The following is a 17324-nucleotide window of genomic DNA, read 5'->3' on the forward strand; positions in this document are numbered from 1 at the left end:
TCAACAAGAGAGTCCTCACTATGGCTAAATTTTGTGAGGATCTCTCAGGCTTTATGCGCGGGCTCTCTACAGAGACACACTAAAACGCACCTATTTTTAATGCGGTCTTTACTGGACTCCGAGCATAAAGCGGGGAATGTAGGCTAATGCAGCATAACCTGAACGAATCGGAACCCCGAGTTTATCATTCTCACTTCACCCGGCATCCCAATTTTTTCCGCGCAGAAAAAAACTATTTTTCCAAAATTTCTTGCAAGAAATTGCTCATTGCTTGCCATGAACGTTGAGCGGCAACTGCATTGTAAATGGTTCCCAATTGCGTATCATGCGCCAATGGGTTAGTAAAAGCATGCTGTACATGTCCGTACATATGCATTTGCCAATCTACATTCGCATCAGTCATCTCTTTGCAAAATGCCTGTGCTGTATCGGGTTGAACCATGGGGTCATCATAGCCATGTAAAGCTAAAATTTTAGCTTTAATCGGTTCGGATTTCAGATTTCCAGGTTTGTGCAGCAAACCATGAAAACTTACTACACCTTTGATGGATGCTCCAGAACGTGCTAACTCAAGAGCACACATACCGCCAAAACAAAACCCAATAATTGCAACTTGCTTACTATCAACCTCAGACATAGAACTTACAGCAGTCAATCCAGCTTGAACACGACGTCGTAATAGGGCCTGATCAGAAATCAAAGGAGTCATTAATGCCTGTTTTTCTTCTGTAGTAGAACCAAGCTTGCCTTGACCATACATATCTACAGCAAAACCAACATAGCCCATCTCTGCAAGTAATTTTGCCTTGTCGCATGCAAATTCATTACGACCAGACCAATCATGAACGACCAGTACAGCAGGACGCGGGGCCGCAAAAGATTTGTCATAAGCAACAAATCCATGGAGTTCCTGTCCATCATCATGATAAATATAATTTGAAGTATGCATCTCAAGCCCCCTGAAATAAACCCGAATTAACTTTTAGGAGCTCTAGTTTATAAAATTGAGCTAAAGAGATAAAGTTATGAAATGCATTAAGTTCTACTGCTGCATATAACATCATTTGCATTTTCCACCCTTTTTTTTACCGTAAAACGTTTGCCAGGTTTAAACCAATTAAAGATAAAACGATCAAATACTCCATTGATAAAATGTTGTATTTTAGATGCTACACTTAAAATAAAAAGGACTTACGAAAAACTCCAAGGTCGAGGCAAACAATGTTTTTAATGAGGGAGTTTAGATAGACTAAATGACCGAAGTAAAAACATTTTTTAACGAAGAGATTGGGGTTTTTCGTAAGTCCCGACAAACTCAGAAGGGGATATAATTATGATAACTTCATCATTAATCCATGTACGAGATATTTTACATGCACAATTGTGTTATCAAGCGTTTATTACTCCTATCTTTTTTCCTTTGGAAAAGGAATATAGAGATTTTGCCAAACTGGCTTGTGAGTTTATTGAGGGAAAGCGAACGGAAGTAATTCACCAAGAGTTCCCACGACACCATGTACTGCATCGTTTTGTAGCCCCAAAAAACTCAAATGGGAAAAAAATACTGATTACTCATGGATGGATATCACGTGCAGCCTATATGGCACGCATTATCCAGGCTCTATACCAGCAAGGTTATGAAGTATATGCTCTCGATTTTCCCGCACATGGAGAAGCAAAAGGATTACAACTCCCCTGGACTGATGCGGTTGCTATTCTGAAGGATGCCATCAATCAACATGGACCATTCTATGCCGTCATTGGACATTCTTTCGGTGGCTCGATGTTACTCAATACCCTCAATATAGCGGGTCAACTTCCTGAATGGCAATTAAATCATAAACCTGAACGCGCAATTTTAATTGCATCACCAACACGAATGCGCAGTCCTGTTAATCACATTGCAAAAAAATTCAAACTAACTGGCCATGGGTATCTGCAGTTACGCCAGGTTATGAAGCAACAAGCACAATTTGATATTAAGCTAATACGGTTACACCATTTCATTGCTCAATCCCCTGACATCTCTTTTTTATGCATTCATGGTGAGTTAGATAATACAATTAGCACTAAAGAATCAATTGTGTTTTGTGAAAAATATCCAAACTCCAAGCTTTGCTTACTTCCCGATGCAAATCATGTAAGTGTTTTATTGGATGAACGAGTTGGACCATTGGTTTGTAATTTTTTGGAGTGAACGGTAACCGGGGTGAAGCGAAGCCCGGTATTTCTATCATAGATTGCCCGGGTTCCGCCTCGCTTCACCCAGGCTAGATGTTATGTGTTCGCGAGGATAGGTCAATCCCGAACGCAGTGAGGAAGCTCCAGAATTAAGGAATTACTCACTTTCTATATATTGCCGCAGTTTTTTCATGGCATTTTTTTCAAGCTGACGAACCCGTTCAGCAGACACGCCGTATTTCTTAGCCAAATCGTGCAATGTTAGCTTTTCTTCAGCTAACCATCGTTGCTGTAAAATGTCTTGGCTGCGCTCGTCTAACTGATCCAGAGCAAGCATCAGTCGTTCACGCCCATGATCGCCAGCATTTTCCTTTTCCAACAATATAGAAGGGTCGTCATTCGCGTTAAATAAATAACGCTCTGGTGCTGTATAAAACTCATCATGCTCATCCGCATCAGGAGCATCATAAGGTGTGTCCATCGCGTTCAGACGTTGTTCCATGACTAATACGTCTTCGCGGCTTACACCCAAATCATTTGCTACAGCATTCACCTCTTCATTACTCATCCAGCCTAAACGATTTTTCATTTGGCGAAGATTAAAAAATAATTTACGCTGTGCTTTGGTTGTTGCAATTTTCACGATACGCCAGTTGCGTAAAACAAACTCATGGATTTCTGCTTTTATCCAGTGCACGGCAAAGGAAACAAGACGAACACCCATCTTGGGATCGAAGCGTTTGACCGCCTTCATCAAACCTATATTGCCTTCCTGAATTAAATCGTTCAGAGGTAAACCATATCCTAAATAACCACGAGCGACTCGAACAACATAACGTAAATGAGCAAGAACCAAAAGTCGTGCAGCTTCAAGATCCCCTTCAGTATGAAAACGCTCGGCATAAGCGATTTCTTCCTCTAAGGATAACATAGGAATTTGATTAACCCTGTGAATGTACGAATCAAGACTGCCCACAGGTAAATTCATTTCGGCAAGTTGCAAATATTGACTCATGCTTCTTCCTTTAAAAATTTCTCTGTAAAAACAAGATGTAAAATTAAAGAACAACTCATAATTGTGGTTCAATGGAAGCCAATTGTCGTTTTACAGATAAACGCGCCCCCATCCATCCTAGTATAATTGCAAATAAAATAAGTAGCAAGATCTGTCGCATTGATAAGCCAGTTAACGGATAGTGCATTTGATAAGCAACGGCCAACTGATTTACCGCAGCTCCCAAGCTAAAAATAAAAATATTCACCATAAAAATCGCAAAAACAGCACCTAGAGCACCATACCAAACCCCTGAGTATAAAAAAGGCCTGAGAATAAACGGATCTTTTGCTCCAATTAACTTTAAAACCTGAATTTCTTCTTGTCGGCTATGAAGGGCCAGGCGGAGTGTAGTACCCACAATCATAATGACCGCCGTTGCTAGTAAGGCCAATAATGCATCTGCAAACTTGGCTGCAAAACCTAAAAGTGCATGCAAACGACTAATCCACTCCATATCAACCTTTGCATTTTCTACTTGCGCTATAGTTTTTAATTGCCGTGCTAATAAATCTAATTTTGCGGGCGAGTCGATAATCAAAGCAGGGACAACATCCACTACGGCAGGTAAAGGGTTTTCAGGAAGATAACGCATAATATCCTGCATCCCCTCTTGATGAATTAATTCAGACAACCCCTCCGCAGAAGTTTTTAAGGAAACTTGAGCCACGCCATCTGTTCCACGAACTTTTTGCAATACTAATTGCTGTTCTGTTTCTGATAACCCAGGTGTTAAATAGAGCGAAATGTGCCCTCCACGTTGCCAACTCGCGGTTAATTTGGCCAGGTTGTCAGAAAACACCCAAAAAAGAGCCGGCAAGGCTAAAGCAATAGCAATCACAAGGGAGGTCATCATGGTAGCCAATGGTTTGCGGCATAATGAATTTAAACTGAGGATCGCTGCTTGCAGATGATAAGCGAGGATTGCTTGTGCTCGTTTTAACACATTCGTCCTCCTTTAAGCATGACAATACGATGTTTCATTCCTGCAATCAATGGCAAATCATGTGTGGCAATGAGTATACTGACACCCACTTGATTAAATTGCTCAAAAATAGTCATGATTTCTGCTGACAGTTTGGGATCAAGATTTCCAGTAGGCTCATCAGCCAATAACAAGGCCGGCTTATGTACTACAGCGCGCGCAATTCCCACGCGTTGCTGTTCACCACCTGATAAATGGACAGGAAGCATTTTTTCCTTGCTTAATAGCCCCACCATATCCAAAGCTGCATGCACTCTTTTGGCAATCATAGGATAAGCCATGCCTTGAATTTGCAAAGGCAAAGCTACATTATCAAATACGGTGCGATCATTAAGTAAATAGGGGGATTGGAACGTTATACCCAATTGGCTGCGATGTGCAGCAACATCGCGTTTTTTTAACTGGTTCAAACGCAAACCATTCACAGTTAGTTGACCGGAAGTGGGCCACTCTAAAAGAGCTATCAATTTAAGTAAAGTACTTTTCCCCGCCCCCGAATGACCGGTAAGAAAAGCCATCTCTCCTTTTTGCAAAGAAAAATTTACCTGGCTTAACGCTTCAAATCCACCTGGATAGCGTTTAGTCACTTGGTCAAATGTGATCATTAAATAGTGCACCAACAAATTGCGCTGCATCAAAGGGTCGTAAATCCTCTATCCCTTCACCAATCCCTATGTAACGAAAGGGTATTCCTAGTTCATTAGCAATAGCAAATAAAATTCCACCTTTAGCAGTACCATCTAATTTTGTCATGGTAATTCCGGTCAATCCAATTGCTTCATTAAATTGTCGTGCTTGAACTAAAGCATTTTGCCCTATGCTTGCGTCCAATATCAACATTGTTTCATGAGGAGCCTCAGGACATAGTTTCTGCAATACACGTTTTACCTTTTTCAATTCGTCCATTAAATTCCCTTGTGTATGCAACCTACCCGCAGTATCTGCGATTAAGACATCTATTTTGCGTGCTTTTGCCGCTTGCAGAGCATCAAAAATCACCGAAGCACTATCTGCTCCTGTATGTTGGGCAATCACTGGGATATCATTTCGCTCCCCCCAAACATGCAATTGCTCCACTGCGGCTGCTCTAAAAGTATCACCCGCAGCCAGCATAACCTTTTTGCCTTGCTGCTGAAATTGCTTTGCCAGTTTCCCTATGGTAGTCGTTTTACCTGCACCATTCACGCCGACCATTAAGATAACAAAAGGAGAATGATCTGCGGTTTCTATAGTTAAGGGCTGATTGTTTTGACTCAAAATTGATTGTAAATGCGACTTCAATGCGTCATAAACGGCATTACCATCAGATAACTGTTTACGAGCCAAGCTATCAGTCAACTGATTTAATACAGCTTGTGTTGTCTCCACACCCAAATCAGCACTGACTAAAAGAGTTTCCAACTCATCCAATAAGTCTTGGCTAATTTCCTTTTTACCTAACAAAAGTCGGCCAAGCCCATCACCAAGTTGGTGACGGGTTTTACTTAATCCTTTCCTGAAACGTGCAAAAATCCCTTCCTTTATCGGCTCTTGTTCCTGCTCGGTCACCTCTATAGGAGTTTGACGCAACGAATCAGTTTCACCTTGCGAACGATCGGGCTCTGCAGGAGTCGAATTATGACTTTTTTTAAACCATTTAATCATTTACTGTACAAATCCTGTAAAATATGGAATTCTATCATCTTTTTCACTTTGAGGTTAAGTTGTGCGCAAAATACTCTTTACTCTATTCATGTTACTATCTTGCCAGACCTTTAGCCAAGTTCAAGAGTTTACCTTGAATAATGGTTTAAAAATATTGGTTAAAGAAGATCACCGAGCGCCTATCGCCGTATCCATGATTTGGTACAACGTAGGATCCGCAGATGAGCCAGGTGGAATCACAGGTGTATCTCATGCTATGGAACATATGATGTTTAAAGGTACTAAAAAATTTCCTTTAGGCGTCTTCTCTAAAACTATAGCATCAATTGGTGGCCAAGCGAATGCATTTACCAATAATGATTACACCGCTTTTTTTGAAAAAACAGATGCCTCAAAACTTGCCAGCAGTTTCGAGTTGGAAGCCGATCGCATGAATCATTTACTTTTTGATTCCAATGAATTTGCTAAAGAAATTAAAGTAATCCAGGAAGAACGGCGTCTTCGTACTGATGATAATCCTCAAGCACTTGCCTTTGAACGTTTTCTGGCAACTGCTCATCTAAACGCTCCTTATCATCATCCGGTGATTGGTTGGATGAGTGACCTAAAAAACATGAAGGTTGAAGATCTACAAGAATGGTATAAAAAATATTATGCGCCGAATAATGCAACGTTGGTTGTAGTAGGCGACGTTAATCCCGAAAAGGTTCGTATTTTGGCAGAACAATACTTCGGCGCCTTACCAAAATATCCAATTCCTGAGCGTAGATTGCAAAAAGAACCGCCTTCGTTAGGTCAAAAGATTGTTCGAATTCAAGCCCCGGCAAAACTACCCTTATTGATGATAGGTTATTCAGCGCCGAGCGTAAGCACGACAAAAGAACCCTATGAGCCTTATGCTTTGGAAATCATCGCAGGAATTTTGGATGCAGGTGAAAGCGCTCGTTTTTCTAAAAATCTGATTCGCGGCAAACACATTGCCACAGGTGCGGACACTTATTATAACCCATATACAAGATATCAAACTCAATTTATCATATATGGTTCGCCCAGCCAAAACCATACCCTAGATGATTTGCAAAATGGGCTTTTTAGCGAATTAGATGATTTGAAGAACAATCCTGTTAGCGAGATAGAATTGCAACGAATTAAAAATCAAATCATTGCGCAAAAGACTTTTGAAAAGGATTCAATCTTCGGACAAGCCTCAGAATTGGGTCTTTTACAAACTATTGGGATCGGCTGGCAAAAAGCAGATGATTATACCAAAGCAATCAATGCGATTACGCCACAACAAGTACAACAAACGGCTCAACGTTATTTTCAAGAAAAGAACATGACAACGGCAATATTAGAACCTCAAACACAAAAGGTGACAGCATGAGAATTTTTAGCGCATGTATTGCGGCATTGCTGATTGCACTGCCACATACAACAGCAGCAAATACGTTCAAAACAGAAAAATGGTTCACTAAAAATGGAGTTCGGGTTGTTTTTTACTCTGCCATGGAAGTGCCCATGCTTGATATCAGCTTAGCATTTGCTGCAGGGTCTGCATATGATGAAAATCAATTTGGATTAAGTGCCTTAACAAGCCGTGTAATGAACCAGGGTAATGCAGGTCAAGATGCAAACAAAATAGCTGAGTCTCTGGCAGATGTGGGTGCTCAATATGGAGCCGAGATCAACAGAGATATGGTGATATTTAGTCTAAGAACTCTAGTCGACCAAAAGGCATTGCCCAAAGCAGTGAATACCTTTGCCCAAATCATTAATCACCCGGACTTTCCTGAACAAGCGTTTGCAAGAGAAAAAAAACAACTGCTAATGGCTATTGAACAACGTCAAGAGTCACCCGAAGAAGTAGCCAACCTGCATTTTTTCCAAGCTTTATATCAGCAACATCCCTATGCGCATCCTGTTAATGGTACGGCCGAGACTGTTAATGCCATTAATAAGAACCAGGTTATTGAATTTAATAAACGATATTATGTCGCAAAAAACGCTATTTTAGTTTTGGTAGGTGCAATTAATAGTGAGACGGCCCATCAGCTTGCCGATCAACTGACGCAAGAACTTCCCGAAGGACATTCAGCTCCCCCCATTCCCAAAGCCACCCAATTAGCTAAGGCAGAAACAGTAAATATTCCTTTCCCCTCCTCCCAAACGGTGATACGGCTTGGCCAGATTGGTATTGATCATCATGCACCAAACTATTTCCCTCTCATTGTAGGAAATTATATTTTAGGCGGTGGTGCTTTAGTGTCCCGACTCGCGATAGAAGTTAGAGAAAAACGAGGCTTGACCTATGGAATCGATAGTCAATTTGTTCCTATGTCAGGAAAAGGGCCTTTTCTTATCAGTCTATCCACGAAAAATAAACAAACCAAAAACGCATTAGATATCATTCAAGATGTTTTGCGAACCTACATTAATAAGGGACCAACTGATGAAGAAATGAATGCGGCAAAACAATACCTTACTGGAAGTTTCCCTCTTTCTTTATCAGGTAATCGCAGTATTGCAAATATTTTATTGCGGATGACTTTTTATCATCTGCCAGAAGATTTTCTCGACACTTATACTGATCGTATTAATTCGGTAACCAGTGATCAAGTAAGACAAGCATTCCAGCAACAAGTTAATCCCGATAAATTATTACTGCTTACGGTAGGCAAATCGTGAAACAGGTTATTCGCATTATAGGCGGGTTATATCGAGGAAAAAAATTACATTTCCCAGATGTAGAGGGGTTACGCCCCACCCCGGATCGGGTGCGCGAGACTTTATTTAATTGGCTCATGCATGACATCAGAGATGCACGCTGCCTGGATGCGTTTGCAGGCAGTGGTGCCTTGGGTTTGGAAGCATTTTCCAGAGGAGCAGCACGAGTTGTTTTTCTTGAGCAATCGCCAAAAGCATATTCCAATTTACAGAAAATAATCACTGCGTTTAACAGTCCAACACTCAAATTACTGCAAACAGATGCATTGCAATATTTTCAGCGCAGCCAGGAAGAGTTTGATATCATTTTTCTGGATCCTCCTTTTGCTCAAAATTATCTCCCTCAGTGCCTTGCAGATATAACACAAGGCAATATTCTAAAACGAGGAGGTCTTATTTACTTGGAATCTCCGACTATTATCGACTTGGATGAAAAGCAGTGGCGTCAAATAAAACTTAAACACGCGGGACAAGTTGTATATGCATTATTTGAAAAATTAAATTAATCTTCATATTTGCCATCTCTGTGCAGCGAAATAAAAGGCGATTCTATGCTATCAAATAACAAATTTTGCTTCGCTGCATCTAGGCTACGATATGATTAATAGCAAAAATTTTGCAAAATTATTTCCATTTAAATTCATACAATTCCTCATTTATAGGCTTGACAAGCAGCCTAGCTCCTGTTTCAATCAAACGAATATTTCCAGACATTAAAGAAGATTGAATGAACAATAAGCTTCTCATGCTATTTATTGCCTCAGTCCTGCTTGTGGGTTGTAAACATGGTGGAGTACTCTTTAAAAAACCACCGGTAAACAATCCTAGCGATGATGCTACAATTAAATTAGCAGAAGCAGCTGTATCTGTAAGCGATTCCATGCATGAAATGGCACGCGTCGAAAAAGTAATTCTACCACCCCATAAAGACAACACGCTTACGATACCTAATGCATATAACTTACAAGCTAGAGCCAGTGTGGATTGGTCAGGACCTATTGAGGAGTTAACTGCCCGTATTGCCAAATCAGCCCATTTCAGGCTACGTGTTTTAGGAAAAGCCCCTTCAATTCCAGTTTTAATCAGTCTTAATATTAAAGATCAAAGTTTAGCTGAAATCCTGCGTGATATAGATTATCAAGCAGGTAGAAAAGCTGATATTCATGTTTATCCTAACAGTCAGGTTGTTGAATTACGCTATGCCAAAATTTATTCCTAGCTTAATAGTTGTTGTATTATCGGCTTTGTTGCTTGCATGCCACTCTTCAAAAAATATGGGTGATACTGGCTCATTAGAAGGGCTACAAGCTATGGCCAATGTGAATGTAAAGCAACGGAATAAAAAGCAAAACGGTAAAATTCGGCAGATGGCTTTGAAAGAAACTGCTTTAAGTCTCGGCGCGCAAGCAGGTTTAGCCTGGCGAGCAAAAGTCATTGATGAACATTTGATTAAGCAATCACGCAGGCTTGATGCTATTTATGATTTTAATTCCCTGATTCTGGAACACAATATCTTACCTCCAGTGCTCTTGGAAGGTAGAAACACCCTCAATCTTGCTGATGCGCAAACCATCCGCATTTCTGACCGTACTTATAGAGTTGCAAAACAGGCACATTTTGTTACCACCCCACCAACTTGGCGGCAATATTTATGGCTCGATTATGTTAAACCAGAATATCCTCACTATACGCTGTTGCCTAAAACTAAAGTAGAGAAAAAAATATGGTGTATCTATACAGCCAAAGGTTGGAAAAATGGTATTGATCAAGCCAATACCATTCTTGAAGAAAATATCGCTCGCATTAAAGAAGATTTTGGCGGAATGATTCTTTATAGAAAATTATTAGCAATGAATATGGTAACTCCTCCTTATGTCTCTCATACAGACTTAGGAATCACAGGTGATGCCTCAGAAATTCATATTGATGATCGCGTATTAAGAATTACTGCATTACCAGCTCTGAATATAAACAGTGAACAATGGCGCGCTGCGGTTTCTAAGGATGAAAATGCTTTAGAACAATTCAAAAACATGGAAAAATTGGCAAATCGTTCTAAAATTATAATAACGGATAAATCCTGGCAGCCGACAATCGCTCCAATTAACGATAACAATAGAATTCACTGATACGAAGTATGAATAACAATTCTTATTTGATGCCCGATGAACCCACGCGTTTTACTCCACTGTTCATGGACAAAATGTTGGAGCACACAGAGCGTCTGAGTGCTTCCGATATTACAATCCAAACGGGTGAGCCTATTTATGCTGAAGTTTATGGAAAGCTATTACGAATTACCAATCGTCGTTTATCTAATACCGAACTGGGTGATTTAATAAATGCGATATATGGCCCCAACGCCACAACACAACTTCTTTCAGGTAAAGATATCGATACCCACTATGAATTTCGCCCTAATCGGGGTGTTCGATACCGATATCGGGTCAATGGAACAGCATGCCTTGTAGAGGGTCACGATGCAATCCAAATCACGTTAAGAACTATCCCGACCACACCTCCCAGGCTTGAAACCATGAATCTGCCAGAGAATATCCTTCAAGCCATCGCGCCTCAGGAAGGTATTGTATTTATTACAGGAGCAACCGGCTCTGGTAAATCAACATTATTGGCATCTATTATTCGTGATTTGATAGAAACAGAAGATTCAAACCGTAAAGTACTGACCTATGAATCTCCAATTGAATTTGTCTATGATGAAATTGAAACCATATCTGCCGTAGTTAGCCAATCAGAAATTCCTCGGCATTTGCCGAGCTTTGCAGATGGAGTAAGAAACGCTTTGCGACGTAAACCGCGCTTAATCATGGTAGGTGAGTGTCGTGATGCGGAAACAATTAGTGCCGCATTAGAAGCAGCACTTACTGGACACCCCGTATATACAACCTTACATACTTCAGGCGTTGCCGAAACCATGCGTCGGCTTGTAACCTCATTTTCCGGTGAAGAGCGATTAGGAAGAACCATTGATATCCTAGAAACAATTAGATTGTGTATTTGGCAAAAACTTGTCCCTACCGTAGACGAAAAAAGGGTGGCATTAAGAGAATATCTTGTATTTGACGAAGAAGTCCGGGATATTTTACTTGAAAGTGACCCTAACGAGGTAACCTCTGCTACGCGTAAACTGGTACGGCAAAAGGGACAACTTATGACCTGGGATGCGAAAGCAAAATTCGAGCAAGGCATTATCAGTGAACGAGTTTACAAATTAATTATTGCCGGTGCAAAGGAATATCAACAATAAGCTGACCGAAGAATCTTTTTAGAAATTCGCTTTATCGATGCAACACTTGCTGGCATGGGTAAAGGAATTGGTAATTTGAAAACAGAGTTTTTTGTTGCTTATTTACATTCGATTCAACGAAACAAATACAATCTGAACAGCATATTAGAGGCAGCAAACTTTGTCCGTAGCTCATTAAAAATAGGTCAAGAGTCGATTGAAATGTCGGAGTTTATCCGTAGAATTTCTGATCGTTCCGTTGAAAATCATAAACCTGAAAAATAGCTATGTGAATTTAATTGATTATTGGGAATCCCTCACTGCGTTCGCAGTTCGAGGAATTGGAGATATCCTGGGACAAGTCACTAGCCGTAATCTGGGCAGCTATTTCACGAAAAACCCAGGCTACACTTCTTTTCACCCAGGCAAGTATAATGCTAATTCATAGGATCAGCTTTTAGTTAAGGCTTATTCATATTGATTGACTGTTGAGATTCTTCTGCAACCGCAGCGCTCAATCTATCAGAAGATTTACTATTAGTTTTTTCCAAATACCCTTTGGCTAGAGCTTTTAAATCTTGATTTTCAGGATCGTTCTCTAAAGCTTTTTCTAGTTGCTGAATTTTTTTATCTCTCATGTCACTGGTAAAATCTTTATAGCGTTGTTTTACTTCATCACGTACTTCTTGATTCACATGCTCAAAACCGCCTTTGCGATTTGCTTCTTGACATAGAAGTATTCCATGAATATTAGCGCGCGTATTTGCTATAGTACAATTATCATATTTTTGTGGTTTTTGATCGATAGTACATACAGGATCTTTGCCTTGAGTGACCTGCTTAATTGACTCCATAATTTGTGCATGGGATTTTCCATTATCATGACCGCTCATCACATTGTTTATAAAATCTGGAGTAATATTTTTATTATCTATTTCATAAATTTGTGTCCCATACTTTCCTGCAGCACCTACCCCTCGGTTGGTAAATACTAAATATGTTTTATCAGGATTTCCTTCGACTGGCATAAAAGCAAGTCCCATGGCGTGTCCTTTACAATTAATAGGGACGCTAGTTACATCTCCTGTTTGTATTCGTTTACAAAGCGCATCTCCTGCTTCTGGACTTCCTTCAGGGGTACTGTGTTGAAAATTAGCGGTTTTATTTGCAAAAGCAAAGGCATCTGAAATTTGCTTGAAGTCCTCTTTTGCGGGTTCTTTACTACCGCTCTGGCTATATTCCTTTACAGTATCCGTCATCAATTGATATGTAGGTCCTACATGAGCGCGTTGAGAAGAAATACCATCTTGGCTGGTCATTACTATACCCAATACAAGACCAAATTCTTTAACTGGGTGTAACTTATCCGGAGCTGAAGGAGTATAGGCTTCGGGAGGGGTAATTATCTGTTGTTGAAGCGCCTCTTGCCCGCGTTTACTGTTTATAGCAATATCATATTCCTCTATTGCCTGAGCATCATAATCGGCACCAGAATCGAGTAAAGCTCTTGCTACGGAGAAATCCTGATCTTGCAGCGCTTGCACTAGTGGTTTCTGCCCACGTGCATTTTTTGCATTATTTAAAGCCGTAGGAAGATCTTGATAGCCACAATCCTTCGCAAGTTCTGTTAATGGGGTTTTCAGGTCAAATTGCTGTTCCAGGATTGATGCACGTCTATTTTGCAAAAAAATAAACAGTTCCTGCATGAATCGTTCTTCATCCATTTTTGCTTGTTGCACAATCTTAAGTTTCTCTTGAGCCAGATCAGAATGACTCATTATAGTACTCTGAGGAGCAGATAATTCGACCATAATAAATACAATTTTAAGTGTTTATTTTATGCACAATAATAACATGCTGGATAATATTTTCCATCTAAAATGACCATCAAATTTTCATCCCTGAAAAAAGATGCTCATCTTCATCAACCGCTACTTGACTATTGGCATATCGGAGTCACCCAAATCGGAGTTCTTGGAGCCCTGCTGCTTAGACTTTTTTTTATCTTTTCCCCCATCACCTTCGTCATCAGGACTACTTGGAGTAGAATTACCTTCAGCAGAAACACCGCCACCGCCGCCACCTTTGCCAAGAAGGCCCTTCGCCATGCCAACACCTTTCACACCATATCCACCCAAAGTCTTATCGATTTGACCTTGTGCAGTCTGGGTTTCTTTACCTGCTTCCTGGGTCTTGCCTTTTACTTCCTCGCCCCATTGCGCTGCTTCTGCGCCTATTCCTTCAGGAGTACCCCCAATCCAACGTAAGACCTTATCCGGTAAATAGGTTATCAGAGTGAAGGATTTTTGTATGATCGTCAGATACAAGGTGGTATAAGTCAATATCGAGAAAAAGAATGCATAAATTCCAGCCCAATCGGTATAACTCACGCCCCCAATTCCAGAACCTGAAGAAGATGGAGAAGATCCAAGGAGTCCTTCAATAAGGACAGAGTTGTCAGTGTGTTGCTGTTGCATGAATGACACTGCTTGATCGTATCCCGCATTTAAAATCCAGACACCCACATAAGAAAGTGCAATAGCAGTAATATAACCAATAATCATCATGGAAGGTCTTAGGAAGACATTCAACAGAATCATGATTGCTGCCTCACCTTTACCAAAGGCATCGTGTCCTTCGGGATGAATCACTCCCAATGCGACAATCGGTGCAGCAACCATCGCTTCTATAACTGCAATCAACCACCCTAAAGCACTAAAAGTAAAAATCACATAGGGCAACAATGGAATGTAATAAGCTGTAGTAAAACCAACACTGACCATTACGCCGACCCAAGCAATTACAAGCGGCATTGCTAAAGACATCATGGCAAAAATAAAGATACCAAATATCGGAATAATTGCACTGGAGATTGCCATATTTAACAGCATCATCCACAAATTACCGGCAAAATTAATGTAATAATTTCCCATATTTGCTAAAGCAACAATTGGATTTACTCCAGGTTCAGCAAGAATCTTCACTCCTTGTTGAAAAATATTTGCCATTCCCTGCAATGGAATCATTAAAAACGCTAAGACCACCTGATTTATAATCTGGCCAAATATATCCAGAAACAGATTATATATAGTCACTAAAATAATGTTATAAAATATATTTCCAAGAATTTGTCCCAAACAAATTGAAAAGAACGGTTTGACTTCACCACAAGAAAAATTTTGCCGCTGCAAGCGATACAAATCTGTATTAATCGCGAAATTGATTGAATTGGCAAAAGTGAGTGGCTGGACTCCGGGTTGACCAGGCGTTTGCATCATTAATGCATTGTTTATATACCCATAAACTGTAGACGAGGGAGTACTTCCCACTGCAGTCATGTTGGACGACAAAGAAGGTTTTTTAGGTGGAGATGTATCAGTAATTAACGCCTGAATCTGTTGTACTTTTTGAAGTCCATCACTATTTTCACCCAACCAAGTACATAACGTACTAAAATCTTTGTCTTTCATATTTCCTGGACCACAGCTAATGGATTTTCCATCGCTGCCTACAACAAACGGACTCGCCATCACTGTAGGGTCAAAAGAACTTGAATCCAGTCCTGTCTTTGAGTCAACTTGTCCTGCATTCTCTATTGAAGACGTTCCCTGAATTTGTACAAGATTAAAGAAATACGCACCAGCCATTATCCATCCCTGCGTCGTTGCCTTATTGATAAAATCAGTAGATTTACTTTCATCTGATGATTGAGAAATAAGACGGGCCAGATTAACCGTAGGCATCATAATACCGTTATAATCATTAATCGCATTGATTATTTCGGCACCATTAAACAAGACTCCACCAACTGATGAACCTTGCACAGGTCCCCAAATCACACACTTATCTTGCGATGACGTACTGCTGTTATAACTTGTACAAACGGTTCCATTTTCTTTATAAGGAACACCAAATTGCTGCAAGGCAACATCAGAATAAGGAGTCATATTGGTATTCATAGTCGGAGACAGCTGAGGATCATTACCCACCATCGTTCGTGCTACTGAAGTCAGATCCATATACATTTGCTGCACAGCAATCCCGCGCGACAATTGCGTCGCTGCAACTTCTGCTGGAGTCAGCGTGTTATTTCCAACTTTGACATTGTTTCCTGCAGTAGGTTTCGCTGAAAATTGTGTACTACCAAAATTAGAGTTCAGGGAACTAATATTGTTCCAGGAGATGGTGCCACAAATCCCATTCAAAAAACTATAAGGTGAGCTGGAGTCAAAATTGGGCATGCTCACAGTCCATGAAGGATTCTTTGGAGCCGCATTTTGCACAGCAACCGCATTGACCGAACTTAAAAAATCAGGGACTACGGTAGAGCAATATTTCTGCATCAAGCCACCCGGTTCAGCAGAGTTACATGCTCCCGAATTTTTGGATTGAGCATTAAGAAGATCTTGTCGTGTATTTTCCAATTGTCTCTGTAAGCCCAGCATACATACTTGGCCAGCAAGCATATTTACCGCACCCGTAGCAATACCTGCGATTCCAGAGGTGCTCGAATTCTCAGTCAATGAGGCCGTAGGATTTATCTGTTGAGCCTGAATAATAACACCGCCGCGATTCAAATAACTTAATGCAGCACCCCATATTTTATCTGCTGCGCCAACTCCTTGCACAACGATCCACATGACTAAAATTTGCATTAAGCAATAGCCAGATGTTTTGGGAATTAATAACGCTAAACCTATAACACAACGGATTGGAATCCAAATAGAAGACCATTTTTGACCCAGCATCTGACCTTCATGAGCTGTATTCATGGTAGCCACTATTAGGGTGTACATAATGACACACCCTCCTAATGCCAACACCGCAGCATTTAATACTGCAAACATACTTCCCATGATTTGGCTGCCGGTACCGCTTAAAACTCCATCTACAACACCAAATAAATTACCAAGAAATACAACAGAATAATCGCTAGCAGGAGGGGCAAAACTCAAAGAACCATCCGCTAAAACCAGACCAGGACAAACAAGGAGAATCAGCGTTACTAACAACTTATTCATTTCTTTCTCCCAACAACCCCTTTCTATACCATTCATTAAAGGTGCACCCTAACTTACGATTTTTTATTTGATAGTACCAAAAGTGGTAACGAAAGGCTAAAACCAACGCAATCAAAGTAACAATGAGGCTTACAAAAAACGATTTTATCGAACCATAAAAAAGCTGAAATCCAGCATATCCCAAAATCAAAAGAGCGGTTAATAGCATAATAATACTCAACCGAAATAAAGATTTTTGTTTGATAAGTAAACTCTCATCAGTCAGATTCAGGAGTTTAACTGCATCGTTGAATGACTCAGCCTCACCTTTTTTCTGTGGTACAAATAAACGCCTAAAACCGTTTACCAAATATAAAGTAAAGGCCTTCATTCGATCCCAATCAAACCACCTACGAACATTAATGATTCTTCTGAGCAGATTACCAATTCTCGACTGCTTTTTCATATTTTTTACTTCTTTCTTTTATC

Annotated in this window: 16 protein-coding genes; 8 read left to right on the forward strand and 8 right to left on the reverse strand. The window is 40.3% G+C overall.

Annotated elements, in window-relative coordinates:
* Positions 1-232: 232 nt before the first annotated feature.
* The gene (locus DGG96_RS15535) at positions 233-949 is read right to left on the reverse strand and encodes a dienelactone hydrolase family protein (RefSeq protein WP_110143562.1); all 717 of its coding nucleotides are present in this window, start codon (positions 947-949) and stop codon (positions 233-235) included.
* Positions 950-1333: 384 nt separating this feature from the next.
* On the opposite strand from DGG96_RS15535, the gene DGG96_RS15540 reads away from it, so the two are divergent.
* Positions 1334-2197, forward strand: coding sequence for an alpha/beta hydrolase (locus tag DGG96_RS15540; RefSeq protein ID WP_110143563.1), 864 nt, complete (start codon positions 1334-1336; stop codon positions 2195-2197).
* 141 nt (positions 2198-2338) lie between these two features.
* Here the strand turns inward: DGG96_RS15540 and rpoH are convergent, their stop codons facing one another.
* The 4 genes from rpoH to ftsY are packed head-to-tail and all read right to left on the reverse strand — an operon-like array spanning position 2339 to position 5864.
* On the reverse strand, positions 2339-3196 hold the full coding sequence (gene rpoH / locus DGG96_RS15545; protein ID WP_110143564.1) for an RNA polymerase sigma factor RpoH: 858 nt from the start codon (positions 3194-3196) through the stop codon (positions 2339-2341).
* 55 nt (positions 3197-3251) lie between these two features.
* Entirely contained in the window at positions 3252-4181 is a 930-nt protein-coding gene (ftsX, locus tag DGG96_RS15550; protein ID WP_110143565.1) for a permease-like cell division protein FtsX, read from the reverse strand.
* Entirely contained in the window at positions 4175-4825 is a 651-nt protein-coding gene (ftsE, locus tag DGG96_RS15555; protein ID WP_110143566.1) for a cell division ATP-binding protein FtsE, read from the reverse strand. The genes ftsX and ftsE overlap by 7 nt, the downstream gene beginning before the upstream one ends.
* The gene (ftsY, locus tag DGG96_RS15560; protein ID WP_110143567.1) at positions 4812-5864 is read right to left on the reverse strand and encodes a signal recognition particle-docking protein FtsY; all 1053 of its coding nucleotides are present in this window, start codon (positions 5862-5864) and stop codon (positions 4812-4814) included. The genes ftsE and ftsY overlap by 14 nt, the downstream gene beginning before the upstream one ends.
* A gap of 88 nt (positions 5865-5952) precedes the next feature.
* On the opposite strand from ftsY, the gene DGG96_RS15565 reads away from it, so the two are divergent.
* The 7 genes from DGG96_RS15565 to DGG96_RS15595 all read left to right on the forward strand — a co-directional run bounded on the left by DGG96_RS15565 (position 5953) and on the right by DGG96_RS15595 (position 12120).
* Positions 5953-7248: a M16 family metallopeptidase gene (locus DGG96_RS15565; protein ID WP_407656346.1), complete on the forward strand. Its 1296-nt coding sequence runs from the start codon at positions 5953-5955 to the stop codon at positions 7246-7248.
* Positions 7245-8549, forward strand: coding sequence for a M16 family metallopeptidase (locus DGG96_RS15570; RefSeq protein ID WP_110143569.1), 1305 nt, complete (start codon positions 7245-7247; stop codon positions 8547-8549). The genes DGG96_RS15565 and DGG96_RS15570 overlap by 4 nt, the downstream gene beginning before the upstream one ends.
* Positions 8546-9094, forward strand: a complete 549-nt coding sequence (rsmD, locus tag DGG96_RS15575) for a 16S rRNA (guanine(966)-N(2))-methyltransferase RsmD (protein ID WP_110143570.1) — start codon at positions 8546-8548, stop codon at positions 9092-9094. The genes DGG96_RS15570 and rsmD overlap by 4 nt, the downstream gene beginning before the upstream one ends.
* Positions 9095-9315: 221 nt before the next feature.
* Positions 9316-9807 carry a type IVB secretion system lipoprotein DotD gene (gene dotD, locus DGG96_RS15580; protein WP_110143571.1) on the forward strand — a complete coding sequence of 164 codons (492 nt, stop codon included), beginning with the start codon at positions 9316-9318 and terminating at the stop codon, positions 9805-9807.
* The gene (locus tag DGG96_RS15585; RefSeq protein ID WP_110143572.1) at positions 9788-10717 is read left to right on the forward strand and encodes a type IV secretion system DotC family protein; all 930 of its coding nucleotides are present in this window, start codon (positions 9788-9790) and stop codon (positions 10715-10717) included. Before dotD ends, DGG96_RS15585 begins: the two co-directional genes overlap by 20 nt.
* Before the next feature lie 8 nt (positions 10718-10725).
* Entirely contained in the window at positions 10726-11856 is a 1131-nt protein-coding gene (gene dotB / locus DGG96_RS15590) for a Dot/Icm type IV secretion system ATPase DotB (RefSeq protein ID WP_110143573.1), read from the forward strand.
* A 75-nt stretch (positions 11857-11931) separates the two neighbouring features.
* Positions 11932-12120 (forward strand): hypothetical protein, encoded by a 189-nt coding sequence (locus DGG96_RS15595; RefSeq protein WP_233590619.1) that lies wholly within the window; start codon positions 11932-11934, stop codon positions 12118-12120.
* A 176-nt stretch (positions 12121-12296) separates the two neighbouring features.
* Here the strand turns inward: DGG96_RS15595 and ankD are convergent, their stop codons facing one another.
* The 3 genes from ankD to icmV all read right to left on the reverse strand — a co-directional run bounded on the left by ankD (position 12297) and on the right by icmV (position 17301).
* Positions 12297-13646 carry a Dot/Icm T4SS effector AnkD/LegA15 gene (gene ankD / locus DGG96_RS15600; protein ID WP_110143574.1) on the reverse strand — a complete coding sequence of 450 codons (1350 nt, stop codon included), beginning with the start codon at positions 13644-13646 and terminating at the stop codon, positions 12297-12299.
* Between the two features lie 120 nt (positions 13647-13766).
* On the reverse strand, positions 13767-16856 hold the full coding sequence (gene dotA, locus DGG96_RS15605; protein ID WP_110143575.1) for a type IVB secretion system protein DotA: 3090 nt from the start codon (positions 16854-16856) through the stop codon (positions 13767-13769).
* Positions 16849-17301, reverse strand: a complete 453-nt coding sequence (gene icmV, locus DGG96_RS15610; protein WP_110143576.1) for a type IVB secretion system protein IcmV — start codon at positions 17299-17301, stop codon at positions 16849-16851. Before icmV ends, dotA begins: the two co-directional genes overlap by 8 nt.
* Between the last annotated feature and the right edge of the window lie 23 nt (positions 17302-17324).

It is taken from the genome of Legionella qingyii, from assembly GCF_003184185.1.

Bases quoted from the DNA above. Each gene is read 5' to 3' on its own strand.
- DGG96_RS15535 (WP_110143562.1), bottom strand. From the start codon at position 949: ATGCATACTTCAAATTATATTTATCATGATGATGGACAGGAACTCCAT.
- DGG96_RS15540 (WP_110143563.1), top strand. From the start codon at position 1,334: ATGATAACTTCATCATTAATCCATGTACGAGATATTTTACATGCACAA.
- rpoH (WP_110143564.1), bottom strand. From the start codon at position 3,196: ATGAGTCAATATTTGCAACTTGCCGAAATGAATTTACCTGTGGGCAGT.
- ftsE (WP_110143566.1), bottom strand. From the start codon at position 4,825: ATGATCACATTTGACCAAGTGACTAAACGCTATCCAGGTGGATTTGAA.
- ftsY (WP_110143567.1), bottom strand. From the start codon at position 5,864: ATGATTAAATGGTTTAAAAAAAGTCATAATTCGACTCCTGCAGAGCCC.
- DGG96_RS15565 (WP_407656346.1), top strand. From the start codon at position 5,953: ATGTTACTATCTTGCCAGACCTTTAGCCAAGTTCAAGAGTTTACCTTG.
- DGG96_RS15570 (WP_110143569.1), top strand. From the start codon at position 7,245: ATGAGAATTTTTAGCGCATGTATTGCGGCATTGCTGATTGCACTGCCA.
- dotD (WP_110143571.1), top strand. From the start codon at position 9,316: ATGAACAATAAGCTTCTCATGCTATTTATTGCCTCAGTCCTGCTTGTG.
- DGG96_RS15585 (WP_110143572.1), top strand. From the start codon at position 9,788: ATGCCAAAATTTATTCCTAGCTTAATAGTTGTTGTATTATCGGCTTTG.
- dotB (WP_110143573.1), top strand. From the start codon at position 10,726: ATGAATAACAATTCTTATTTGATGCCCGATGAACCCACGCGTTTTACT.
- ankD (WP_110143574.1), bottom strand. From the start codon at position 13,646: ATGGTCGAATTATCTGCTCCTCAGAGTACTATAATGAGTCATTCTGAT.
- dotA (WP_110143575.1), bottom strand. From the start codon at position 16,856: ATGAATAAGTTGTTAGTAACGCTGATTCTCCTTGTTTGTCCTGGTCTG.
- icmV (WP_110143576.1), bottom strand. From the start codon at position 17,301: ATGAAAAAGCAGTCGAGAATTGGTAATCTGCTCAGAAGAATCATTAAT.